Source organism: Nocardioides sp. (genome assembly GCF_036405735.1).
GTDB lineage: Bacteria > Actinomycetota > Actinomycetes > Propionibacteriales > Nocardioidaceae > Nocardioides.
Window position 1 is genome coordinate 1 of record NZ_DASWXC010000086.1, and the last position, 21,988, is coordinate 21,988.

23 protein-coding genes are annotated in these 21,988 nt (G+C 72.2%); 12 read left to right on the top strand and 11 right to left on the bottom strand.

Going from position 1 to position 21,988, the window contains the following annotated elements; genetic code table 11:
- Both VGE38_RS13915 and metG read left to right on the top strand, forming a co-directional pair.
- The coding region (locus VGE38_RS13915; RefSeq protein ID WP_331143149.1) for an N-acetylmuramoyl-L-alanine amidase at nucleotides 1-613 on the top strand (613 nt) is incomplete at its 5' end.
- 31 nt (nucleotides 614-644) lie between these two features.
- Nucleotides 645-2,441, top strand: coding sequence for a methionine--tRNA ligase (gene metG / locus VGE38_RS13920; protein ID WP_331143150.1), 1,797 nt, complete (start codon nucleotides 645-647; stop codon nucleotides 2,439-2,441).
- 18 nt (nucleotides 2,442-2,459) lie between these two features.
- Here the strand turns inward: metG and VGE38_RS13925 are convergent, their stop codons facing one another.
- The 7 genes from VGE38_RS13925 to VGE38_RS13955 all read right to left on the bottom strand — a co-directional run bounded on the left by VGE38_RS13925 (nucleotide 2,460) and on the right by VGE38_RS13955 (nucleotide 9,044).
- Nucleotides 2,460-3,107, bottom strand: a complete 648-nt coding sequence (locus VGE38_RS13925) for a hypothetical protein (protein ID WP_331143151.1) — start codon at nucleotides 3,105-3,107, stop codon at nucleotides 2,460-2,462.
- Between the two features lie 5 nt (nucleotides 3,108-3,112).
- Nucleotides 3,113-3,811 carry an Ig-like domain-containing protein gene (locus VGE38_RS13930; protein ID WP_331143152.1) on the bottom strand — a complete coding sequence of 233 codons (699 nt, stop codon included), beginning with the start codon at nucleotides 3,809-3,811 and terminating at the stop codon, nucleotides 3,113-3,115.
- A 117-nt stretch (nucleotides 3,812-3,928) separates the two neighbouring features.
- Nucleotides 3,929-5,014 (bottom strand): DNA glycosylase AlkZ-like family protein, encoded by a 1,086-nt coding sequence (locus tag VGE38_RS13935; protein ID WP_331143153.1) that lies wholly within the window; start codon nucleotides 5,012-5,014, stop codon nucleotides 3,929-3,931.
- Between the two features lie 7 nt (nucleotides 5,015-5,021).
- Nucleotides 5,022-6,701, bottom strand: a complete 1,680-nt coding sequence (locus VGE38_RS13940) for a DUF885 domain-containing protein (protein WP_331143154.1) — start codon at nucleotides 6,699-6,701, stop codon at nucleotides 5,022-5,024.
- A 22-nt stretch (nucleotides 6,702-6,723) separates the two neighbouring features.
- Entirely contained in the window at nucleotides 6,724-7,146 is a 423-nt protein-coding gene (locus VGE38_RS13945) for a VOC family protein (protein ID WP_331143155.1), read from the bottom strand.
- An 87-nt stretch (nucleotides 7,147-7,233) separates the two neighbouring features.
- Entirely contained in the window at nucleotides 7,234-7,437 is a 204-nt protein-coding gene (locus VGE38_RS13950; protein WP_331143156.1) for an acyl-CoA carboxylase subunit epsilon, read from the bottom strand.
- Nucleotides 7,434-9,044, bottom strand: coding sequence for an acyl-CoA carboxylase subunit beta (locus tag VGE38_RS13955; RefSeq protein WP_331143157.1), 1,611 nt, complete (start codon nucleotides 9,042-9,044; stop codon nucleotides 7,434-7,436). The genes VGE38_RS13950 and VGE38_RS13955 overlap by 4 nt, the downstream gene beginning before the upstream one ends.
- Nucleotides 9,045-9,063: 19 nt before the next feature.
- On the opposite strand from VGE38_RS13955, the gene VGE38_RS13960 reads away from it, so the two are divergent.
- The 6 genes from VGE38_RS13960 (at nucleotide 9,064) to VGE38_RS13985 (ending at nucleotide 14,361) form a co-directional block, all read left to right on the top strand.
- Complete coding sequence (locus tag VGE38_RS13960; RefSeq protein ID WP_331143158.1) at nucleotides 9,064-9,906, top strand: biotin--[acetyl-CoA-carboxylase] ligase; 843 nt, start codon at nucleotides 9,064-9,066, stop codon at nucleotides 9,904-9,906.
- A gap of 23 nt (nucleotides 9,907-9,929) precedes the next feature.
- Nucleotides 9,930-10,877, top strand: coding sequence for an adenylate/guanylate cyclase domain-containing protein (locus VGE38_RS13965; protein WP_331143159.1), 948 nt, complete (start codon nucleotides 9,930-9,932; stop codon nucleotides 10,875-10,877).
- 109 nt (nucleotides 10,878-10,986) lie between these two features.
- Nucleotides 10,987-11,301, top strand: coding sequence for a winged helix-turn-helix domain-containing protein (locus VGE38_RS13970; protein WP_331143160.1), 315 nt, complete (start codon nucleotides 10,987-10,989; stop codon nucleotides 11,299-11,301).
- 44 nt (nucleotides 11,302-11,345) lie between these two features.
- Complete coding sequence (locus tag VGE38_RS13975) at nucleotides 11,346-12,524, top strand: 5-(carboxyamino)imidazole ribonucleotide synthase (protein WP_414690960.1); 1,179 nt, start codon at nucleotides 11,346-11,348, stop codon at nucleotides 12,522-12,524.
- Nucleotides 12,525-12,526: 2 nt separating this feature from the next.
- A complete protein-coding gene (purE, locus tag VGE38_RS13980) occupies nucleotides 12,527-13,054 on the top strand; it encodes a 5-(carboxyamino)imidazole ribonucleotide mutase (protein ID WP_331143162.1) in 528 nt (175 codons plus the stop codon).
- Nucleotides 13,055-13,086: 32 nt separating this feature from the next.
- The gene (locus tag VGE38_RS13985; RefSeq protein ID WP_331143190.1) at nucleotides 13,087-14,361 is read left to right on the top strand and encodes a heparan-alpha-glucosaminide N-acetyltransferase domain-containing protein; all 1,275 of its coding nucleotides are present in this window, start codon (nucleotides 13,087-13,089) and stop codon (nucleotides 14,359-14,361) included.
- 16 nt (nucleotides 14,362-14,377) lie between these two features.
- Here VGE38_RS13985 and VGE38_RS13990 read toward each other — a convergent pair whose 3' ends face one another.
- Nucleotides 14,378-14,806, bottom strand: a complete 429-nt coding sequence (locus VGE38_RS13990; RefSeq protein WP_331143163.1) for a CoA-binding protein — start codon at nucleotides 14,804-14,806, stop codon at nucleotides 14,378-14,380.
- A gap of 151 nt (nucleotides 14,807-14,957) precedes the next feature.
- Here VGE38_RS13990 and VGE38_RS13995 point away from each other — a divergent pair, with 151 nt between their 5' ends.
- Complete coding sequence (locus VGE38_RS13995; protein WP_331143164.1) at nucleotides 14,958-15,926, top strand: hypothetical protein; 969 nt, start codon at nucleotides 14,958-14,960, stop codon at nucleotides 15,924-15,926.
- 27 nt (nucleotides 15,927-15,953) lie between these two features.
- Here the strand turns inward: VGE38_RS13995 and VGE38_RS14000 are convergent, their stop codons facing one another.
- Nucleotides 15,954-17,021, bottom strand: a complete 1,068-nt coding sequence (locus VGE38_RS14000) for a DUF8129 domain-containing protein (protein ID WP_331143165.1) — start codon at nucleotides 17,019-17,021, stop codon at nucleotides 15,954-15,956.
- Between the two features lie 63 nt (nucleotides 17,022-17,084).
- Complete coding sequence (locus tag VGE38_RS14005; RefSeq protein WP_331143166.1) at nucleotides 17,085-17,543, bottom strand: HNH endonuclease signature motif containing protein; 459 nt, start codon at nucleotides 17,541-17,543, stop codon at nucleotides 17,085-17,087.
- Between VGE38_RS14005 and VGE38_RS14010 the strand changes: the two genes are divergently transcribed.
- Nucleotides 17,538-17,705, top strand: a complete 168-nt coding sequence (locus VGE38_RS14010) for a hypothetical protein (protein WP_331143167.1) — start codon at nucleotides 17,538-17,540, stop codon at nucleotides 17,703-17,705. The two genes, VGE38_RS14005 and VGE38_RS14010, sit on opposite strands and share 6 nt — an antisense overlap.
- Before the next feature lie 345 nt (nucleotides 17,706-18,050).
- Here VGE38_RS14010 and VGE38_RS14015 read toward each other — a convergent pair whose 3' ends face one another.
- Nucleotides 18,051-19,364, bottom strand: a complete 1,314-nt coding sequence (locus VGE38_RS14015; RefSeq protein WP_331143168.1) for a hypothetical protein — start codon at nucleotides 19,362-19,364, stop codon at nucleotides 18,051-18,053.
- 153 nt (nucleotides 19,365-19,517) lie between these two features.
- Between VGE38_RS14015 and VGE38_RS14020 the strand changes: the two genes are divergently transcribed.
- Nucleotides 19,518-20,753, top strand: coding sequence for an arginine deiminase (locus VGE38_RS14020; RefSeq protein WP_331143169.1), 1,236 nt, complete (start codon nucleotides 19,518-19,520; stop codon nucleotides 20,751-20,753).
- Between the two features lie 68 nt (nucleotides 20,754-20,821).
- Complete coding sequence (locus tag VGE38_RS14025) at nucleotides 20,822-21,982, top strand: mechanosensitive ion channel family protein (RefSeq protein WP_331143170.1); 1,161 nt, start codon at nucleotides 20,822-20,824, stop codon at nucleotides 21,980-21,982.
- The last annotated feature ends 6 nt before the right edge of the window (nucleotides 21,983-21,988 follow it).

Here is a 21,988-nt window from a genome sequence, read left to right on the forward strand (position 1 = left end):
GCGCCCGCCGCTGCTCAACCGGGCGGCCTGGGGTGCGGATCCCTCGTGGCGCAACGGGCGGCCGTCGTACAACCGGAAGGTGCGGCAGGTCCACCTGCACCACACGGCGACCGCCAACGCCTACGCCCCCGGCGACGTGCCGGGGATCCTGCAGGGCATGTACCGCTACCACACCCGGACGCTGGGCTGGTTCGACCTGGGGTACAACTTCGTCGTCGACAGCTTCGGCCGCGCCTGGGTGGGTCGCTCCGGCGGCTTCTGGCGGCCCGTGCGCGGCGCGCACACGCTGGGCTTCAACCACAACTCGGTCGGCATCGCCGTGCTCGGTCGGTTCGGCAAGCGGCCGCCGACGCCGCAGGCCGTGACGACGGTGGTGCGGCTGGCGGCCTGGAAGCTGGACCGCTACGGCGGCCGCCCGCGCGGCTGGGTCCGGGCGCAGTCGCGCGGCAGCGACCACTACCCGGCCGGCACCTGGGTCCGGCTGCCGGTGATCGACGGCCACCGCGACACCAGCCAGACCGCGTGCCCGGGCGCCCAGCTCTACGCCCAGCTCCCGGCCATCCGCGAGCGGGCCGGGAAGAGGGTCCATCGCTACGACCCTCCCGGCGAATAGGGACCGGTCGCACGGTCACTAGGATTCGTCCGTGAGCAACGTCCTCTCTGCCGTCGCCTGGCCGTACGCCAACGGCCCGCGCCACATCGGTCACGTGGCCGGTTTCGGCGTGCCCTCCGACGTGTTCAGCCGGTACATGCGGATGGCGGGGCACGACGTCTTGATGGTCTCGGGGACCGACGAGCACGGCACCCCGATCCTGATCGCCGCCGACGAGGCGGGGCTCACGCCGCAGGAGCTGGTGGACCGCAACCACCGCCTCATCGCCGAGGACCTGTGCGCGCTGGGGCTCACCTACGACCTCTACACGCGGACCACCACCCGCAACCACCACGCGGTGGTGCAGGAGCTCTTCCTCGGGGTCTACGAGAACGGCTACTTCGTCGAGCAGACGGCGTACGGCGCCATCAGCCCCTCCACCGGACGCACCCTGCCGGACCGCTACATCGAGGGCACCTGCCCGATCTGCGGCGCCGATGGCGCGCGAGGCGACCAGTGCGACAACTGTGGCAACCAGCTCGACCCGCACGACCTGATCAACCCGAAGAGCAAGATCAACGGCGAGACGCCGGAGTTCGTCGAGACCCAGCACTTCTTCCTCGACCTGCCGGCGCTCGCCGAGGCGCTTGCCGCGTGGCTCGACGAGCGCGAGAAGACCGGACTGTGGCGCCCCAACGTCATCCGGTTCTCGCAGAACATCCTCAAGGAGATCCGGCCGCGCGCGATGACGCGCGACATCGACTGGGGCATCGCGGTGCCGCTGGAGGGCTGGCGCGAGAACCCGACGAAGAAGCTCTACGTCTGGTTCGACGCGGTCATCGGCTACCTCTCGGCCTCCATCGAGTGGGCCCGGCGCTCCGGGAAGCCCGACGCGTGGCGCGAGTGGTGGAACGATCCGGAGGCCCTGTCCTACTACTTCATGGGCAAGGACAACATCACCTTCCACTCCCAGATCTGGCCGGCCGAGCTGCTCGCCTACGCCGGCAAGGGCGCCAAGGGGGGTTCGCCGCGGGAGTACGGCGAACTGAACCTGCCCACCGAGGTGGTCTCCAGCGAGTTCCTCACGATGGAGGGTCGGAAGTTCTCCTCCTCCAAGAAGGTCGTCATCTACGTCCGCGACCTGCTCGCCCGCTATCAGGCCGACGCCTTCCGCTACTTCGTGGCGGCCGCCGGACCGGAGACCAACGACTCCGACTTCACCTGGGCGGAGTTCGTCCGGCGTACCAACGACGAGCTGGTCGCCGGCTGGGGCAACCTGGTCAACCGCACCGCGAACCTGATCGCCAAGAACTTCGGCGAGATCCCGCCCCGCGGCGAGCTCACCGACCAGGACCGGGCCGTGCTGGACCTGGTCGAGGACGCTTTCGCCACGGTCGGCGGGCTGATCGCCCAGCACCGGCAGAAGCACGCCATCGGGGAGGCGATGCGAGCGGTCGGCGAGGTCAACCGCTACCTCGCCGACACCGAGCCGTGGAAGCTCGCCAAGGACCCGGCCGACGCGGTGCGGATGGGCACGATCCTGCACGTGGCCGCCCAGTGCGTGGCCGACCTCAACCTCGTCCTGTCACCGTTCCTGCCCTTCTCGGCCAACGAGGTCGACAAGGTGTTCGGCGGTGCCGGCGAGATCGCGCCGATGCCGCGGATCGAGGAGGTCGACGACCTCGACGGCGGGCCGGGCTATCCGGTCATCACCGGCGACTACTCGACCGCACCGGCCTGGCGACGCCGCCCCATCACGGCCGGTACGCCGGTCGCGAAGCCGACGCCGATCTTCACCAAGCTCGACCCGTCGGTGGTCGAGGAGGAGCTGGCCCGACTGGGTCAGTGACCCTGGACCGACGGACGCTCAGTTCCTACGGATCATCGGGCCGAGCGGGAGCCGCGCGGCCGAGGAGTTGAAGTACTTCTCGCTCATGCCCGCCATTCCGGCCACGTCGGCGAAGAACTTCAGGTCCTCGAAGGCACCCGGCCAGGCCAGCTCGGCCGGCGACGGGAAGCTCAGCGCCGTCATGGCGACGGCGCTGCGGATCCACCGAGGGGATCCCACGCACGTGGCGGGGATCCGGACCACCAGCGTCTGCTGTCGCGGACGGGCGCGCACGGTGAGCCCGTCGCAGGGCAGCACGGTCTCGCTGTCCTTGCCGCGGTAGAGGGCCACCTCCGCGGCCTTGCCGCGCCCGGAGGCGAGGACGCCGTAGCGACGGCCCCCGGCGGAGGTGCCGAGCTCCGCGAGGGCGATGAACGAACGGGGGATCTCCCGCATCCGCGTGGTGAGGGTGATCGTGCCGCGCGCGTAGGCGGTGCGCACGCTGGTGATGTCGCCCCGGCGGCGGGCGTGTGCCTGCGCGACCTCGTCCGACTCCGAGAGGAGGCTGACGACCGAGACGTCGCCGGTCTTGTCACGCACGACGTCGGACCCGGCGACGGCCGCACCGGAGGGCGCGAGCATGGCAACGGCGAAACCGGCGGCCAGCGCCGCGCGAGCCTTGGTCATCACGATCACTTCCACCCGTCCATCGCGCGGCCGGCGAAGGCGCCCTCCATGCCGGGCTTGGGTGCGCCCGGTGCCAGCGCCTTGGTGCCCTTCGGCAGCCGGATCCCGCGCACGGCGCCGACCTTGAACACGTCCTGGCGGAGGTTGGCGGCGGCCCAGACGATCGAGGGCCGCCTGACCTTGATGACGACGGCGCGACCCGGCCGGATCCAGCGGGAGCCGTCGGCCTTGTCCTCCTTGACCGAGCCCCAGGCGAAGGACACCTGGAAGGCGCTGCGGTTGACCACCCGGAGCTGTCCGGGCTGAGGGAGCTTGCGGATCCGCAGGCTGATGACCACGGCCGGCGTGACGACGACCGTGATCGTGCCGCGCGTGAGCTGCTCGAAGTCGCAGGCGTAGTAGTCGAGGGTGTACGTGCCGGGCTGCGACGCGATCACGATCACGGTGTCCTCGATGATCTCCGCCATCATGCCCGGGGGCACCGTGCCGAGCCGGCACAGCGCCAACGCGTCACCGTCGGCGTCGGAGTCGTTGCCCAGCGGCTCCACCTCGAGGAGGGAGCCGGCCCGGCCCTCGAGCCGGTCGGCCACGGTCACCGGCGCGCTGCCACCCGCGGCGACGGCGGCGGGGCTGGTGGCGAGGACCGTGGTGACGCCGGTGGTGAGGGCGAGGACGGCAGCGACGAGCGCGCGACCCAGATGCATCCCGTTGTTCCTTCTCATCCGGGTCGCCCAGGTGCGACCGACTGCGATGGAGGGACCGTAGCGCTGTGACACGCTCCGGCGCAGGACTTTGCGGTCTTCTGGTCCCGGCGCGCGTGGTCAGCGGCCGACGGCCAGCCCCAGCCAGGCCGCGAGCGCCTCGATCTCCGCCTCGACGGCGTTGCCGACCTCCGGCGTCCACGGGCCGTCCTGGTGGACCGCGAACACCCGCAGCAGACCCGCCTTGCGGTCGGCCTTCGCGTCGAGCTTCCCCACGAGCCGGTCGCCGACCAGGATGGGCAGCGCGAAGTAGCCCCAGCGGCGCTGGGCGGCGGGCTTGTACATCTCCAGCACGTACTCGAAGTCGAACAGGTCCAGGGCCCGGTCGCGGTCGTAGACCAGCCGGTCGAACGGCGAGAGCAGCGCGCACCGCCCGTCGAACGGGTCCTCCAGCGCGGCGTACGCGTCGGGGTCGATGCGCCAGGTGCCGGCCACGCCGTCGACCACGGCCTCGAGTCCGAGGTCGCCGAGGGGCGACGGCTCGCCGGGGGAGCGCAGCGGCTTGGCGCGCGCGATGCCGAGCGACGCCAGGCGACGCTCGTCCCGCAACCGCCGCGCCTCCTCGGGCTCGGGTCGGTAGAGGTCCTCGGGGTAGATCCGCTCGGCGAGGTCCCACAGCCGGGTGCGACCCTGCCGCCCGGCGACCGCGACCTCCCCGCGCAGGCACAGCACGTCGAGCATGCGGCCGGCATTCTTGTCGTCGTTCCAGCCGGTGGAGGCGTACGGCAGCTCCGGGTCGTTGGGGAGCGCCGTCGCTGGCACCGGCCCGTCGCTGCGGAGCTGGTCGAGCAGCCGCTGCCGGAACCGCGGATTGGCCGCGACCCAGGAGAGCGTCGAGGGGTGGAGCCACTCGTCGGCGACCGACAGATGGATGCCGATGTCGTCCATGGTGCGGATGAACGTCACGTGCTCCACCAGCGACCGCTCGGTCTCCAGCGCGAAGACCAGGTCGGACGGCTCGTACGCCGGCCCCAGCCGTGACCACAGCACCAGGTCGGGACTGCGCACGATCGCGGTGGTCGGGTCGATCTGGACCAGCGTCAGCTGGTCGACCACCTCCACGAGGGACAACGGTCGCTCCGCGTCGAGGAGCTGCGCCCGGACCGCGATCCGCCGGGCGTCCTCGCGGCTCAGCCGGATGCTCACCGCGGCGTCACAGCCGGGCCAGCGCCGCCTGGAGCGGGTCCAGGCCCAGCGAGCCGAGGTCGAGCGCGGCGGTGTGGAACGCCTTGAGGTCGAAAGCTCGGCCCTCGCGCGCATGCCGGGCCGCGGCGGCGGCGCGAGCGTCGAGCCAGATCTTCTCGCCGACCTTGTACGACGGTGCCTGGCCCGGCCACCCGAGGTAGCGGTTCACCTCGAAGCGCACCGAGCCCGGGTCCATCCGGCTGTGCGCGAGCATGAACTCCAGCACCTTCTCGGCGTCCCAGACCTCGCCCGGGCGCCAGCCGAACGGGTTGTCCTTCGGAATGGTGAGCCCGAGGTGGACGCCGATGTCCACGATCACCCGGGCCGCCCGGAAGCCCTGCATGTCGAGGAAGCCCAGCCGGTCGCCGGCGTCCGCGAAGTAGCCGAGCTCGTCCATCAGCCGCTCGGCGTACAACGCCCAGCCCTCGCCGTGCCCGCTGACCCAGCAGAACAGCCGCTGCCAGCGGTTGAGCCGGTCGGCGCGGTGGACCGCCTGGGCGCACTGCAGGTGGTGGCCGGGCACGCCCTCGTGGAAGACGGTCGTCGTCTCGCGCCAGGTCGAGAAGATCTTGTGGTCGTCGGTGAACGAGAACCACATCGTGCCGGGCCGGGAGAAGTCCTCGGAGGGCGGCGTGTACCACGCCCCGCCGTCGTTGACCGGCGCCACCTTGCAGGCGATCTCCCGGATCGGCTCGGCGATGTCGAAGTGCACGCCGTGGAAGGTGGTGAGGATGTCGTCGGCCTTGGCCTGCATCCACTCGGCGAACGCCTCCCGACTGCCGCAGTCGCGGGCGGGGTCGGCGTCGAGGGCGGCGACGGCGTCGGCGACGGTGCCCCCGGGCGCGATCCGCTGGGCGGTCGCCGCCAGGTCGCCCTCGATCCGGGCCAGCTCCTCCCAGCCCCAGGCGTAGGTCTCCTCGAGGTCGACCGTCGCCCCCAGGAAGCGGCGCGAGGCCAGCGCGTAGTGCTCACGGCCGACGCCGTCGGCCTCCCGGCCGCGCGGCGCCAGGTCGGCCTCGAGGAAGGCCGCGAAGTCGGCGTACGCCGCGCTGGCCCGCTCCGCCCGGGCGAGGACCCGCTCGCGCACCGGCTCAGGCGCCTGCCCGGCGAAGGTCAGGAAGTAGTTGCCGCCGGCTCCCTGCTGGCCGGTCCAGCCCTTGATCTGGGCCGCGTGCTCGACGTACTGGCGCCGGGCCGCGACGCGCCCGGACCCGGCCTCCTCGAGCAGGGTGCGGCGGTAGTCGGCCAACGCCGCAGGGATGCCCGCCAGGCGGGCGTCGATGGCCTCCCAGTCCTCGGCCGACTCGGTCCCCATCAGGTCGAGGACCTCGCGCAGCTCGTGGGAGGCACCGGTGATCACCGAGAGGTCGTGGCGCGCCAGGCCGGCCTCCACCTGCTCCACCTCGAGGCCCAGCCGCTCCAGGAAGGCGTCCTGGGCGATCTGCTCACGCTCGTCGACCGGGCGCAGCGCGGCCACCTCGGCGTGAGCGCGCCGGGTGAGCTCCTCCCGGGCGGCGAAGCCGTCGGGGGAGAGGTCGGGGAGCTCGTGCTCGTGACCGGGGATGCCGACCGACGTGGCCGCGATCGGGTCGAGGGCGGCGTACTCCTCGACGTACTGCTCGGAGCGGGCGTCAACAGATCGGGTCACGTCAGCCGACCCTAGCGGCAGCTCACTCGGTGCCGATGTCGAACATCCACGAGATGCCGAACCGGTCGGTGAACTGGCCGAAGTAGTCGCCCCAGGGCGCCTTCTCCAACGGCATCCCGGGAGTGCCGCCCTGGGACAGTGCCTCGAAGGCGCTGCGCAGCCGGTCGAGGTCCTCCGGCCCGCCGGTCATGGCCACCGTGACGCCGCTGGTCGCCGGAACGTGCTCCATCCCGCTCGGGGTGTCGGCCGCCATCAGCACCAGCCCGTCCTCGAGGGTGAGCTGCCCGTGCATGACGAGGTTCTCCTCGCCGGGAGGAGCCGGCATCGCCTCACCCATGTCGCCGAACGCCATGATCGACAGCTCGCCGCCGAGCGCCGAGTGGTAGAACTCCAGCGCCTCGCGGGCGTTGTCCTTGAAGCCGAGGTAGGGGTTGAGAGTCGCCATCGATGCCTCCGGTCCGAAGTCGGGGTCGGCGAACTGCCGACCCCGCCACGCTAGGACGGACCGGGTGCGGGCCGGAAGGGGCCAGTTTCAGCGGGGCAGGCCGCTGGCGCGCCACGACGGCGGCAGCGGGCCCCGCAGCTGACGGGCCGGGCTCGCCCAGGTGCTACGCGGCTTCCTCGGTGCCGGTGCGGCACCGCCGAGCGCCGAGAGGACCGCCACGATCGCGGCGACCTCCTCCGGCGTCGCGTCCGGGTTGACGACCCGCAGCACGGGCGTAGCCTCGGCGCTCACAGCGGGATGTTCCCGTGCTTCTTCGGCGGCAGCGTGTCGCGCTTGGTCTTCAGCAGGCGCAGTGCCTTGACGACCTCGGCGCGGGTCTCGTGCGGACGGATGACCGCGTCGACGTAGCCGCGCTCGGCCGCGATGTACGGGTTCGAGAGGGTGGTCTCGTACTCGTCGATCAGCTCGGCGCGCTTGGCCTCGACGTCGCCGCCCTCGGCCTCGACGGCCTGGAGGGTACGCCGGTGAATGATGTTCGCCGCGCCCTGCGAGCCCATCACCGCGATCTGCGCGGTGGGCCAGGCGAGGTTGATGTCGCCGCCCAGGTGCTTGGAGCCCATGACGTCGTAGGCGCCGCCGAAGGCCTTGCGGGTGATGACCGTGACCAGCGGGACGGTCGCCTCGCAGTAGGCGTAGATCAGCTTCGCGCCACGGCGGATGATGCCGGTGTGCTCCTGGTCGGAGCCGGGCAGGAAGCCGGGGGTGTCGACGAAGGTCAGCACCGGCACGTTGAAGGCGTCACAGGTCCGCACGAAGCGGGCCGCCTTCTCCGAGGCGTCGATGTCGAGGCAGCCGGCGAACTGCATCGGCTGGTTGGCCACGACGCCGACGGGCTTGCCCTCGACGCGCCCGAAGCCGACCACGATGTTGGGGGCGAACAGCGGGTGCACCTCGGTGAACTCGCCGTCGTCGAGCACCTTCGCGATCACGTCGTGCATGTCGTAGGGCATGTTCGGCGAGTCGGGGATGAAGGTGTCCAGCGCCAGGTCGTCGTCGGACGGCTCCAGGTCCGCCACCTCGTCGTACGCCGGCGGCTCGTCGAGGTTGTTGCTCGGCAGGTAGGACAGCAGCGCCTTGACGTACTCGATGGCGTCCTCCTCGTCGGAGGCCATGTAGTGCGCCGCGCCGGACTTGGTGTTGTGGGCCCGGGCGCCGCCGAGCTCCTCCATCGAGATGTCCTCGCCGGTGACGGTCTTGATGACGTCGGGCCCGGTGATGAACATCGCCGAGGTGCCGTCGACCATGACGGTGAAGTCGGTGACCGCGGGGGAGTAGACGTGGCCGCCGGCGCAGTTGCCCATGATCAGCGAGATCTGCGGGATCACGCCCGAGGCGCGCACGTTGCGGCGGAAGATCTCGCCGTACAGCCCGAGCGAGACCACGCCCTCCTGGATGCGGGCGCCGGCGCCCTCGTTGATGCCGACGATCGGGGAGCCGGTCTTGAGGGCCAGGTCCATGATCTTGACGATCTTCTCGCCGTAGACCTCGCCGAGCGAGCCGCCGAAGATCGTGAAGTCCTGGGAGAACACGCACACCTGGCGGCCGTCGACCGTGCCGTAGCCGGTGATGACGCCGTCGCCGTAGGGGCGGTTCTTCTCCAGCCCGAACGCGGTCGAGCGGTGCCGGGCCAACTCGTCGATCTCGACGAAGGAGCCCTCGTCGAAGAGCATCTCGATCCGCTCGCGGGCCGTCTTGCGGCCCTTGGCGTGCTGCTTCTCGACGGCCTTGGCGGAGCTGACGTGGATCGCCTCGTCGAGGCGGCGCTCCAGGTCGGCGAGCTTGCCGGCGGTCGTGTGCAGGTCGATCTCGGGGGCCGACTCATCCTTGTGCGCAGTCACGACTGGCACCCTAGTGGCCATGACCCAGGAGCCGAACGGGCGAGCCCCGCTGGATTTTGTGAGGATCGCCACGGAGCTGGCCGGTTTGCCGGTGCCGCTGCGGGTGGAGATCGAGCAGGAGACGGCGTCGACCAATGCGATCGTCGTCGAGCGGGCACGCGCCGGCGAGGCCGAGGGACTGGTCCTGGCCACCGAGCACCAGACCGCCGGTCGCGGCCGGCTGGACCGGACCTGGGAGACGCCCGCGCGCAGCGCGCTGACGTTCTCGGTGCTGCTGCGCCCCCCGGCGGAGGTCCCCACCGAGCGCTGGCCCTGGCTGCCGCTGATGACGGGCCTGGCGGTCGCCGAGACACTGCGCGAGGAGGGCTTCCTGGCCGGGGTGAAGTGGCCCAACGACGTCCTCGTCCACACGGCGGACGGGGAGCGCAAGGTCTGCGGGATCCTGGTCGAGCGGATCGAGGCGCCGACAGGCTCGACCAGCGAGGTCGGTCCGGCCGCCGTGATCGGGATCGGGCTCAACACCTCCCAGCGGGCCGGCGAGATCCCGGTCGAGACCGGCACCTCGCTGGAGCTGCTCTCGGCAGCGCCGGTGGACCGCAGCACGCTGCTGGCGCGACTGCTGCGCCGTCTCCTGGATCGGTACGGCGACTGGCAGGTCGACCCCGACGGCCTCGCCGCGGCCTACTCCGCCGCCAGCGTGACCCTGGGGCGTGAGATCCGCGCGGAGCTGCCTGGCGGCGACGCGCTGCTGGGGACCGCGGTGGCGATCGACCCGATCGGCCGGCTGGTCGTGCGGACGCCCGAGGGCGAGTCCGCGGTGGGGGCCGGCGACGTCGTGCATGTGCGCCCCGTCACGGGCTGAGCGCCGGATGAGATGATGCCGCCGTGGCCATCTCGACCGACCAGGGGAGCGAACCGACGCACTTCACCGCGGTGGAGGTCGCCGAGCGCACCGGCATCACCCTCGAGCAGGCCAGGAAGCTGTGGCGCGCCCTCGGCTTCCCCGAGGCGGGCGAGGAGGCGGTCTACTCCGAGGACGACGTCCGGGCGCTGCGGGTGCTCATGGACGTCATCGACACCGGGCTGATCGACTTCGACCTCGCGGTGAACCTCACCCGCGGCATGGGCCAGACGATGGCGCGGCTCTCGGACTGGGAGTTCTCCGCACTGCTCCACCGCATCGAGGAGACCGGCGACGCCGCCGGCGCGGCCGCGATCGTGCACCAGGCCGGAGAGCTGGCCGGGGAGTTCAACAAGACCTTCGAGGAGCTGCTGGTCTACGCCTGGCGCCGGCACCTCGCCGCGGCGCTGGCGCGGCTCGAGGCATCGCAGGCCGACGACGTGGGCACGACCCAGGTGACCGTCGGGTTCGCCGACATCGTCTCCTTCACCGCGCTGTCGAACACCCTGACCGAGGCCAAGATCGGTGACCTCGTCGAGCTGTTCGAGTCCCGTTGCGCCGACGTGGTCGCGGTCCAGCACGGCCGGGTGATCAAGTCGCTCGGCGACTCGGTCCTCTTCGTCAACGACGACCCGATCCGGGCCTACGACACCGCCGAGGGCATCATCAACGTCATCGGTCGGGACCCCCGGATGCCCGACGTCCGGCTGGGCCTGGCGACCGGCTCGGTCGTGATGCGCCTGGGTGACGTCTTCGGGCCGCCGGTCAACATGGCCGCCCGGCTCACCGCGGTGGCTCGCCGCAACCGGATCATCATCGACGAGCGGACCGCTGCGGTGCTGCCGGAGGACCAGTTCGAGACCCGTCGGCTACCGGCGCGCCCGGTGCGCGGGTTCGGGATCGTCGAGCCGGTCGCCGTACGCCGTCACTGAGGCTCTCGCGCGCTGTCACCACCCTGTCACCGGTCTGTCACCAACCTGTCAATGGCAGGTTGGTGCAATTCTTTGCCGGGGGCCGTCCGCGCCTCCTTATCGTTCTCGGGTGATCGAGGTGCAGGAGATTCGGCTCGACCCTGAGACGCGGCGTGCCTGGCGAGGTGGCGACGAGATCGCCCTGTCGCGCAAGGAGTTCGACCTCGTCCACAAGCTGATGAGCAACGCGGGCCAGATCGTCAGCCGCGAGGAGCTGATGCGCGACGTGTGGCACGCGAGCTTCTGGACCTCGTCGAAGACGATCGACGTGCACCTGGGCTGGGTCCGGCGCAAGCTCGGCGACGACAGCCGGCAGCCGCATCTCATCACCACGATCCGCGGCAAGGGCCTGCGGTTCGAGAAGGCGTCGGCCCGGGTCAGCTAGCGCCACGGACGCGGTGCGGCAGCTGGCCAGGACGCCGCTAGGCTCTGCGCGTGTCCGCGACGAACCCCGGCCTCGCGCCGACCCTCGCCGTGATCGGTGGCGGCCAGCTGGCCCGGATGATGGCGCAGCCGGCGATCGCCCTGGGCCTGCCGCTGCGGCTGCTCGCCGAGGCCGACGGCGTCTCCGCCGCGCAGGTCATCCCCGACCACCTCGTCGGCGACTACCGCGACCTGGCCACGCTGCAGAAGGTCACCGACGGCTGCGCCGTCGTCACGTTCGACCACGAGCACGTGCCGACCGAGCACCTGCACGCCCTGGCCGCGTCCGGGCTCGCGGTGCGGCCCGGCCCCGACGCGCTCGTCCACGCCCAGGACAAGGGACTGATGCGCGAGCGGCTCGCCGAGCTCGGCGTACCGTGCCCGCGCAACGCGATCGTGGGCTCCGTCGCGGAGGTCGAGGCGTTCGGCTTCCCGTGCGTCCTCAAGACCACCCGCGGCGGGTACGACGGCAAGGGCGTCTGGGTCGTCCGCTCGGCCGCCGACGCCGCGGAGCCGTTCGAGGTGGCCGAGCGCACCGGCGTGCGGATCCTGGCCGAGGAGCTGGTCGACTTCACCCGTGAGCTGTCCGCGATCGTGGCGCGCTCGCCGAGCGGCCAGGCCGCGGCGTACCCCGTCGTGCAGACCACCCAGCTCGACGGCATCTGTCACGAGGTGATCGCGCCCGCACCCGGGATCTCCGAGCAGCTGGCCGGCCAGGCGCAGGCGATCGCCCTGCGCATCGCGGGCGCGCTCGACGTCACCGGCGTGCTGGCCGTCGAGCTGTTCGAGACCGTCGATGGCCGCATCCTCGTCAACGAGCTCGCCATGCGGCCCCACAACACCGGCCACTGGACGCAGGACGGTGCGGTCACCTCGCAGTTCGAGAACCACCTGCGCGCGGTGATGGACCTGCCGCTCGGCTCGCCGGCGCCCCGCGCCCGCTGGTCGGTGATGGTCAACATCCTCGGCGGAGCCAACTCGGATGTGGGCCGGCTGTACGACGGCTTCCCCCACGCGATGGCCCGCGACCCGCACCTGCGGGTGCATCTGTACGGCAAGGAGCTGCGGCCCGGCCGCAAGGTGGGGCACGTCAACACCTACGGCGACGACCTCGAGGACTGCCTGGAGCGGGCGCGGCACGCCGCCGCCTGGTTCCGCGGCGACCTCGGCAACCAGAGCGAGTGAGCATGACCGACAGGGGTCTCGACAAGCTCGACCAACGGGCGGTGGTCGGCATCGTGATGGGCTCCGACTCCGACTGGCCGGTGATGAAGGCGGCCGCGGAGGCGCTGGAGGAGTTCGGCATCGGCTACGAGGCCGACGTCGTCTCGGCGCACCGGATGCCGGAGGAGATGATCGACTACGGCAAGCGTGCGCACGAGCGCGGGCTGTCGGTGATCATCGCCGGTGCCGGGGGAGCGGCGCACCTGCCCGGGATGCTCGCCGCGGTCACGCCGCTGCCGGTGATCGGCGTGCCGGTGCCGCTGAAGTACCTCGACGGCATGGACTCGCTGCTCTCGATCGTGCAGATGCCGGCCGGCGTCCCGGTCGCGACGGTCTCGATCGGGAACGCCCGCAACGCCGGGCTGCTGGCGGTCCGCATCCTGGCGGCCACCTCGCCGCAGCTGCAGCAGCGGGTCGTGGAGTTCCAGGCGTCGCTGCGGACCGTCGCGCAGCAGAAGGGCGCCGTCGTGCGCGGTGAGGCCGGCTCCTGACCGGCCGACTGCGGCAGCGGGTCGAGGGCCGCCTGGTCGGCCTCGACGTCGCGCGCTGCCTGGCCCTGCTGGGCATGGTCGCGACGCACGTGCTCGACGAGCGCACCGCGGGCGGCGACCTGGTCACGGCGCAGTGGCTCGCCGGTGGCCGAGCCTCGGCCCTGTTCGCGACTCTGGCCGGGGTGTCGATCGCCTTGATGACCGGCGGCCGCACGCCGGTACGGGGCAGGGCGCGCGGCCGTCGTACGGCGTCGCTGGCCATCCGCGCCGTGCTGGTCGCCCTGGTGGGGCTGGCGCTGGGCGAGCTCGACAGCGGGCTGGCCGTCATCCTCGCCTACTACGGCGTGCTGTTCCTGCTCGCTCTGCCGTTCGTCGGGCTGGGTGCCCGCGCGCTCGCGCTGCTGACCGTGGCATGGGTGGTCGTGGCACCGGTCGTGTCGTGGGCCGTCCAGCCGGAGCTGCCCGCCCGCGACTTCGCGAGCCCGTCCCTCGGTGACCTGGCCGATCCGGGCGGCCTGGCCGCCGAGCTGCTGTTCACCGGCTACTACCCGGCCCTGCCGTGGCTGGCCTACCTGCTGGGCGGGATGGCGCTGGGCCGTGCCGACCTGCGCAACCGGCGGCTGCTGGCCGCGCTCGCCGCGGGCGGCGTCGCCGTCGCGGCGGCCGTGACGGCGCTCTCGCGCCGGCTCACGGCCGGCGCCGAGGAGCTGCTGGTGGGCCAGCCGTTCGAGGACGTCGACAGCCTGCTCGACGAGATCGCCACCGGGATGTTCGGCAACGTGCCCGTCGGAGGCTCGTGGCAGTGGCTCCTGGTGGTGGCGCCGCACTCCTCGACGCCGTTCGACCTGGCCCAGACGCTGGCCAGCGCCGTGGCCGTGATCGGGGTCTGTTGCCTGCTGGCCCGGTTGCTCCCGTTCCCGGGCCGGGTGTTCCTGGCGGTGCTGTTCGGAGCCGGGACGATGACCCTCACCCTCTACAGCCTCCACGTCGTGATGCGCACTCCGGACGTGTGGCCGGACGAGCAACCGGCCGCCTTCCTCGAGCACGTCGTGGTGCTTCTGGGGATCGGGGCGGTCTTCGCCGCCGCGGGACTTCGCGGCCCGCTGGAGTGGGTCGTGGCGACGGCGAGCGGGTACCGGTACTTCATGACCACGACCCCCGTCCCGCCGACCGAGCCCGGGACCGACCCCTACCCGGGCGGCATCCCGGAGCCCGGCCCCGACATTCCCGACCCCTTCCCGGACACGCCGCCGGTGCCGACCCCGCAGCCGGGGGAGGACCCGATGCCGCCGGAGCCGCCGGACTGACCTGTGCCTCCGGCGCTCAGTGGCGCCGACTGCTCCACTCGATGGCGGGGCAGGCGTCCATCACCATGGGCACGCCCGCCTGTGTGGTGCGCTCGAAGGCCGCCGCGTCCACGACCCCGAGCTGGAACCACACGCCCTTGGCGCCGATGGCGACCGCCTGGTCGGCGAACTCGCCCGCGGCCTCCGAGCGACGGAAGACGTCGACGACGTCGATGGCGAACGGGACGTCGGCCAGCGTGGGATAGGCCCGTTCGCCCAGCACCTCCATCTCGCCGTCGGCGGCCGCCGGATGGATCGGGACGATGCGCTTCCCGCGGCTCTGCAGCAGCCGCGCGATGGCGTACGCCGTACGGCTGGTGTCGTTGGACAGCCCCACCACGGCCCAGGTGTCGCCATCGTCGAGCATGAGGTCGACCCACTCCGGATCCTGCCAGCTGCGCGTCACCTCGCCACGGTATCGCGGGCCGTTTGAAGACCGTTCAACGAATTCTTCCGAAACCGGGACACGGATGTGAGGCAGGTCACATCATGAATCTGGGGGGAATGGGGCACCGCTGGGGCCCGTGCTGAGGGGCCCGGGGAAGGGGAGGAAGCAGATGAGGGCTGTTCGTGCGCGCCTGATGGGCTGGGGCGCTTGTGCTGCGTTGGTCTCGGGAATGCTGGTCGCCGCGCCGCCGCCGGCGGTCGCTGCAGATGTATCGAAGGTGCTGGACTACACGTGTACGCCGAACGGGCTGCTGAGCTCGCTGCTGGGTAGCGAGCCGTTCTCGCTGCCGATCGAGCTGGACGCGCTCGACGAGGTCGAGAGGGAGATCGGCGCCGCGCCGCTCGACCCGATCCTCGGCAGCTCGACCGGGCTGTCCGAGCTGCTGGGCGAGCTCGGCGTCACCGGCGCCACCCTGCTGAGCTCGGTCGAAGGTCTGGTCTTCACTCTCGAGGAGGCCACCTACCGGCCCGAGGTCGAGCTGGCCACCGGCGCACTGTCGTTGCCATCGTTGCCGATTCCGTCGGAAGCCGGGACCTATGAGCTGACGGCTCCGGATTCGTTCACGGTCACCAGCATGCTCTCCGTGCTGACCGGCACGGTGACCTGCGCGCTGGACCCGCTCGACCCGCTCGACCCGGTCGTCACGCGGCTTCTGGTGCGTGCGCCCGGTCCGGAGACCGATGGTCCCGTCGTCACGCCCGGCCCCGAGACGCCCGGAACGGGCACCCCCGGCACCGGCGAGGACGCGACCACTGCGGTGGACCCGTGCGTCGCCGTACCGGCGCCGCGGGCCGGCCAGCGTCCCACGACCTTGAAGGCGAAGGCTGAGGCCCGGTCGTGGAAGAAGAAGCCGGCCGTCGCGCTCACCGTGAAGGCACGCAAGAAGCCCGCTCGCGGCACCGTCGTCGCATGCTACGGGACGCTGAAGATCGGCCAGGCGACCCTGAAGAAGGGGAAGGCGACGCTGCGCACGGTGCGGTTCTACCCGGGCCGGTACCGCTTCAAGCTGGTCTACCTCGGCAGCGCCACGGCCAAGCCGAAGGCGAAGACGGTGCTGGTCAAGGTCAAGCGGCGCTGATCGGCGCTGATCGGCGCTGGCCGGCAGTCAGCCGCGTGGCTGTGACGGGTTCGTGGGGACGCCCTGCGAGGGCGGGTTGATCGGCGGCCCGGTGGTCTCCGGACTGGCCTTGCCGGGCGTCTCCGCGTGCTGCGCGGTCTCGGGCCGTGCGGCGTCCGGCGACCCGCCGGTCGGCTCGGCGCCGGCCTCGAGCTGGTCGATCCGGGTCTGGAGGATGCGCAGGACCAGTGGTCGGGCGGCGTGCTCGCCTTCGTAGGCGAGCAGGGTGCCGACCTGATCGGCGGTGAGGCTGCGGATCCTTACCTCGAGCGAGCCGGTCGGCAGATGGTCGTAGTCGGGCAGGGGCAGGTCGTCGTGCTCGGTCATGTCGTTCCGGTACCCGGCGGGTCCGGCGTGATCCGAATGCTCTGCCTCTGCCTCTGCCCGCACGCGCAGCTCCGGATGCGATCGGCGCAGCAGGGCGTGTCGCTCCAGCTTGTTGGACGCCTCGGAGCGGTGTTGGTTGAGGCGGTGGACGACGCGGTCGACCCAGTTCCGGCGAGCGACGAAGCGAGCCTCCAGGATCGGGCGGTCGCTGAGGCGCAGCCTCGGTGTCTCCTTGAAGTGCGCTGCCCCCGACCACCCGTCGGTGCCCCGCATCTGGACCGAGAAGTAGGCGTCCGGAAGCCGTAGGTAGTCCTCCAGTGAGCGGTCGGCTCGCTCTGCGATGTCGTAGCCCCAGGCACGAAGGCGGTCGTTGCTCTCCGAGCTCAGTGCGGCCGGATCGATCCGGAGGATCACGTGCTCTCGGGGCAGGATCCGGAAGACGTCGGATGGCCACGTGCCGAGCCGCAGGTTGCGGCCGGTCGTCGAGCCGCTCTCGTTGCGGTGGCGCATGTAGACGCGAGCCTGGAGCCGTACGTCGGCGAGCGACCTCAGGAAGCTGGCGTTCTTGATCTTGACGCGGTAGGCGTAGCCGCAGGGTGCGCTCGGGTTCGGTTGCTTGCTGATGTGGAGCGAGCACCTGATGCGTGGCCGCAGCAGAGCCTGGGCAGCGGCCCACGCCACCATGCCGCCGAGCAGGCCGAGCCCGAGACCTTCGAGGAGTCCGTCCACGTCGGGATAGTGACGGATCCGACGGGGTGTGCTGACCGGAATGCCGGGATTTCTGGACGACCGTTACGGGCCCGGGCCTACCTCGGTGGTGCCCTGCCGGTCACGCAGGTAGCGCCGTCCGCCCGGGCTGGTCCAGCGGTACCGGCCCCGGCCGACCCGCTCGTAGCTCCAGCCTCCGAAGGTCTTGAGTCGGTGATGACGGCGGCACAGCGGCGCGAGGTTGGCTGAGGCGGTCGGGCCGCCCGCCAGGGACGGCTCGATGTGGTCCAGGTCGCAGGCGCGGGCCCGTCGAGTGCAGAACGGATGGACGCAGGTGCGGTCGAGGAGCGCGGCCTGCTCCCGCTGGAGGGGGCTCGGCTGGTAGCCGTCGCGGTGGAGGTCGTCGTTGAGGTCGACGACCGGCGTGACCCGCACGTTCGTGCCGGCGGTGGTGCACCACTCGCGGACCCGCTCGATCGTGGCGAGGGCGGGGGAGCCCTCCACGTCGGCGAGTCCTGAGGCGTCGCCGGCGGCGACGTGCACGTCGAGCTGGACCAGACGCCCGCCGCCGGTCTGGCGTCGGGCGAGCTCGCCGAGCGCCTTCGAGCGGCGTACGTCGAGCGGCGACTCGTCGCCGGCCGTTCGCAGCTCCTCCGCGACGGTGGCGAGCGCAGCGCGGCCTCGAGGTCGAGCGCGTCCGCGTAGTCGAGGCCGGCGACGACCTCGACCACGCCGTTGATGGGCTGGTCGCGGTAGATGCGCACCTCCCGGTGCTCGGCAGCTCTCTCGGCGCGCGCCCGGGCCCCGGCCGGATCGTAGAGGGCGCGGGCGGCGTCGACGATGCGCATCAGCTGGGTCGGACCGACCTTGTGCGCGATCGGCGCCACCTCCCGGTCCACGTGGTTCGCGGCATCGGGCGGGAGCGAGTGCGTCTTCTGCGCGACCATGCGTGCCCGGAACACCGGCACGTCGCCGGACTGGACCCGTTCCCAGGTGGCGGGAAGCCGGAAGCCCAGCTCCAACGTGTCGGCGAGGTAGGCGCGCGCGGCGTCAGTTGGTGGCGGGCGACTCGCTGGCGCCCTCCGCGGGGGCCTCCGTCTCGCCGGTTCCCTCGGCCGAGGGGGAGGGCTCCGCCGGCGCCAGGCCGTCGACGAGCTTCCCGACCCTCGCGACGACCTCGGCGACGGCGTCCCTCGCCTCGGGGAGGGTCCGGCCGTCGAGCTCGGTGACGCACCGCTCGGTCGCCGCGGAGAGTGCGCTCGCAGTGGCGTCGGCGTACGCCTCGCTCAGCCGGTCCCGGCACAGCGTCTCCAGCTCGGCCTTCGTCGCGAGGTCCGGGGTCGGCGGCGGGGGTGTGGGCTCGGTGCTGGGCTCGGTACTGGGCTCGGTCGGCGGCTCCGCCGTGGGCTCGGTCGTCGGGTCCTTCGTGGGCTCCGGCGTGGGGTTCGCGGCCGGCGGCGTGGTCCCCGCAGGCGAAGTGGGCGTTGTCGGCTGCAGCGACGCCGCCGAGGTGTGGTCGCCCCGTCGCTTCTTGCCTGGGTGGGCGGCCGCGGCCTGCGCGGTGGCGGAGGCGGCCCCCGCACCGGTCGTCGGCGTGAAGGCGACGCCCCGCACGAGCACCGCGGCGGGAGCGATGGTCGTGACCGGCGGGACGACGCGGTAGGCCGCCGCGGCGGCCAGGACGGCGTCGGCGAAGCCGGGCGTCGGGTCGTACGCCGTGACGGCCGCGCGCTGGGCGTCCGGCAGCGCCAGGTCCGCCTCGCCGGCGCACAGGAAGACGGCCGCCGCGAGGGCGGCGTCGTCGACGTCCCGCGGATCGCGCTGGCCGTCGCCGTCACCGTCCACGCCGATCGCGGCCCAGGTCGCCGGCAACAGCCGCAGCGGCCCGATGGCCCGGTCGTGGGCGGCGTCGCCGTCGTACTGGCCCGCGTCGGTGTCGGCAGCGGAGCCCGCAGCCTCCGGCAGGCGTCCGTGCTCGGAGGCGACGTGCCCGATACCGGCCAGCAGCGCCCAGTCGAGGTGGCAGGTGGGGTCGGCGGTGCCGACGACGGTCGCGGCACGCTGGTAGGCGGCGAGCGCGTCGTAGGGGATGTCGGCGGCCGTGACGGCGGCGACCTGGGCGACCGTGGCGATGGTCGTCGGCGCGACGCTCGCCGCGAGGCCGGCGCCGACCACGCTGGCGGGCGCGAGCGGCTGCCGGACGAACGGGGACGACGCCGAAGGTCGTGGCGTGTGAGCAGTCGTCGCGACCGTCGCGGTCGAGGCGGGGCCGGTCTGGGCGAGGTGCACGGTGGCGGCGGCCGAGATCATGGCGAGCGGGGCGATCCCGAGGGCGGCGCGAACGCGCGACGATGCTGCTCTCATCTTTCGAGTGTGCATGTGACCTCGCCGTGCCGCATCAGAACGGGCGACGAAATCCCCATCAGCGGGGGAAGTTGTCAGATCCGTGACGAAATCCGGTGCCGACGATGTAAGGGAGGCAAGGGAGGCCGCTGGGACAGATGGGTACCGAGGCTCGTGACGACGACAACCGAGGCGGCGCCGGCCCTGCGCGTGGACTCCGAGGTCGGCGAGCTGCGACGGGTGCTGCTGCACCGCCCGGGGTTGGAGCTGGCCCGGCTCACGCCGAGCAACAAGGACGCGTATCTCTTCGACGACGTGGTGTGGCTCGAGCGCGCGCAGGAGGAGCACGACGCCTTCGCCGCCGCCCTGCGCGACCTCGGCGCCGACGTGCTGCTGCTCGACGAGCTGCTCCGCGAGACGCTCACGCTCCCGGAGGCGCGCAAGCACGTGCTCGACCGGGCACTGGACGAGGCGACGCTGGGACCCATCGCCCTCGACGCGGTCTACAACCTCCTCGCCGGGGCGGACCCGGATGCCCTCGCCGGCCACCTCATCGGCGGGCTGACCAAACGTGAGCTGCTCGAGCACGTCGACGAGCCGGGCTCGGTGCTGGTACGCAGCATGGCCCTCGACGACTTCCTGGTGGCTCCGCTGCCCAACCACGTCTTCACCCGCGACACCTCGGCGTGGATCTACGACCGCGTCAGCGTCAACGCGATGAGCCGCGCGGCCCGGGTGCGCGAGGCGGTGCACTACGAGGCGATCTACCGCTGGCACCCGCTCTTCGCGGGCCGGGTGCGCCATTGGAGCGGTGGCGCCGGCGCGGGCACCACCGAGGGCGGCGACATCCTCGTCCTCGGGGGCGGCACGGTGCTGGTCGGCATGAGCGAGCGGACCACCGCCCAGGGCGTCGAACGGCTCGCGCTGCGTCTCTTCGACGCCGGCAGCGCCCATCGCGTCGTGGCTCTCGCGCTGCCGCGCCAGCGCGCCTTCATGCACCTCGACACGGTGATGACGATGGTCGACGACCACACCTTCACGCAGTACGCCGGCCTCGGGATGCTGCCGTCGTACACGATCGAGCCCGGCGACAACGCCAAGGAGCTGCGGATCACCGCCCACCCGGCGGAGGCGATGCACGCGGTGATCGCGGACGCGCTCGGGGTGGACCGGATCCGCGTGCTCACGCCGGGCCAGGACCTGCTGTCGGCGGAGCGCGAGCAGTGGGACGACGCCTGCAACGTGCTCGCGGTCCGGCCGGGAGTCGTCGTCGCCTACGAGCGCAACGTGGCGACCAACGCGTTCCTGCGGCGCAACGGCGTCGAGGTGGTGACCGTGGCCGGCAACGAGCTCGGCCGGGGACGCGGCGGACCGCGGTGCATGACCTGCCCGATCGAGCGCCGGGGCTGACGGAGATCACGTCCGCCGAGCGGGCCGACCCGGTTTCCTCCGCGTCCGGACGGCCTACCGGCATCCTCGTGAGCTTCACCTGGATGGACTTCGTCACCACCCTCGCGACGGCCGCGGTCACCGCCGTTCTCGTGATCGCCCTGGGCAGGCTGGCCTTCTGGGTCGTCGCCCGCTACTGGTCGCGCGGCGCGACGCTGAGGAGGGCGGTGCGTGCGCCGTTCCGGGTGTTCGCGCTCGTGTGCGCGGCCGCGGTCGCCGCCCGGCGTACGCCCGCAGGGGCCGAGGAGTGGTGGTCGGTGGTGCAGCACGGCTGCCGGATCGCGCTCATCGCGGCGTCGGCGTGGTTGATCGGCGCGATCCTGCTCTACCTGGAGGACATCAGCCTGCGGCGCCACCGCATCGACGTGCCCGACAACCGCACCGCCCGTCGGCTGCGCACCCAGGTGCTGCTGCTGCGTCGGCTCACGGTCGCCGCCGTGCTGCTGGTCGCCATCGGGGCGATCCTGTTCACCTTCCCCGCGGTGCGTGTCGCGGGCGCGAGCGTGCTGGCCTCCGCGGGCGTCATCTCGATCGTCGCGGGCCTGGCCGCGCAGTCGTCGCTGGCGAACGTCTTCGCAGGGCTCACGATCACCTTCAGCGACGCGCTGCGCATCGACGACGCGGTGATCGTCGAGGGGGAGTGGGGGCAGGTCGAGGAGATCACCCTCACCTACGTCGTCGTGCGGCTGTGGGACGACCGCCGGCTGATCCTGCCGTCGACCTACTTCACCCAGACGCCCTTCGAGAACTGGACGCGGCACACCTCCGAGCTGCTGGGTGCGGTCGAGCTCGACCTCGACTGGCGCGTCGACGTGCCCGCCCTGCGCGCCGAGCTCGACGCGATCCTGGAGCGCTGCGAGCTGTGGGACGGGCGCGTCAAGGTGCTCCAGACGACCGACGCGGTGGGCGGCCTGATCCGGATCCGGGTGCTCGTCACGGCGAAGGACGCACCCACGCTGTTCGACCTGCGCTGCCACGTCCGCGAGGAGCTCGTCTCCTGGCTGCAACGGCGCCAGCCCGACGCGCTGCCGCGCCAGCGCATGGAGCTGGTCGAAGGCAGCGCGCGGAGGCAGCGGCGACCTCGCTCGACGGCGCCGACGGGGCTGTTCACCGGCGACGCCGAGGCCGAGGAGCGGGCCGCGCGTGCCGGCGGCGCCGCCGGCCGGGAGGAGGACCCACCGGCTCGCTAGCGTGGC

Excerpts from the sequence above, each read along its gene's own strand:
- VGE38_RS13925 (WP_331143151.1), bottom strand. The coding sequence starts at position 3,107 with ATGACCAAGGCTCGCGCGGCGCTGGCCGCCGGTTTCGCCGTTGCCATG.
- VGE38_RS13930 (WP_331143152.1), bottom strand. The coding sequence starts at position 3,811 with ATGCATCTGGGTCGCGCGCTCGTCGCTGCCGTCCTCGCCCTCACCACC.
- VGE38_RS13945 (WP_331143155.1), bottom strand. The coding sequence starts at position 7,146 with ATGGCGACTCTCAACCCCTACCTCGGCTTCAAGGACAACGCCCGCGAG.
- VGE38_RS13960 (WP_331143158.1), top strand. The coding sequence starts at position 9,064 with ATGACCCAGGAGCCGAACGGGCGAGCCCCGCTGGATTTTGTGAGGATC.
- purE (WP_331143162.1), top strand. The coding sequence starts at position 12,527 with ATGACCGACAGGGGTCTCGACAAGCTCGACCAACGGGCGGTGGTCGGC.
- VGE38_RS13995 (WP_331143164.1), top strand. The coding sequence starts at position 14,958 with ATGAGGGCTGTTCGTGCGCGCCTGATGGGCTGGGGCGCTTGTGCTGCG.
- VGE38_RS14015 (WP_331143168.1), bottom strand. The coding sequence starts at position 19,364 with ATGAGAGCAGCATCGTCGCGCGTTCGCGCCGCCCTCGGGATCGCCCCG.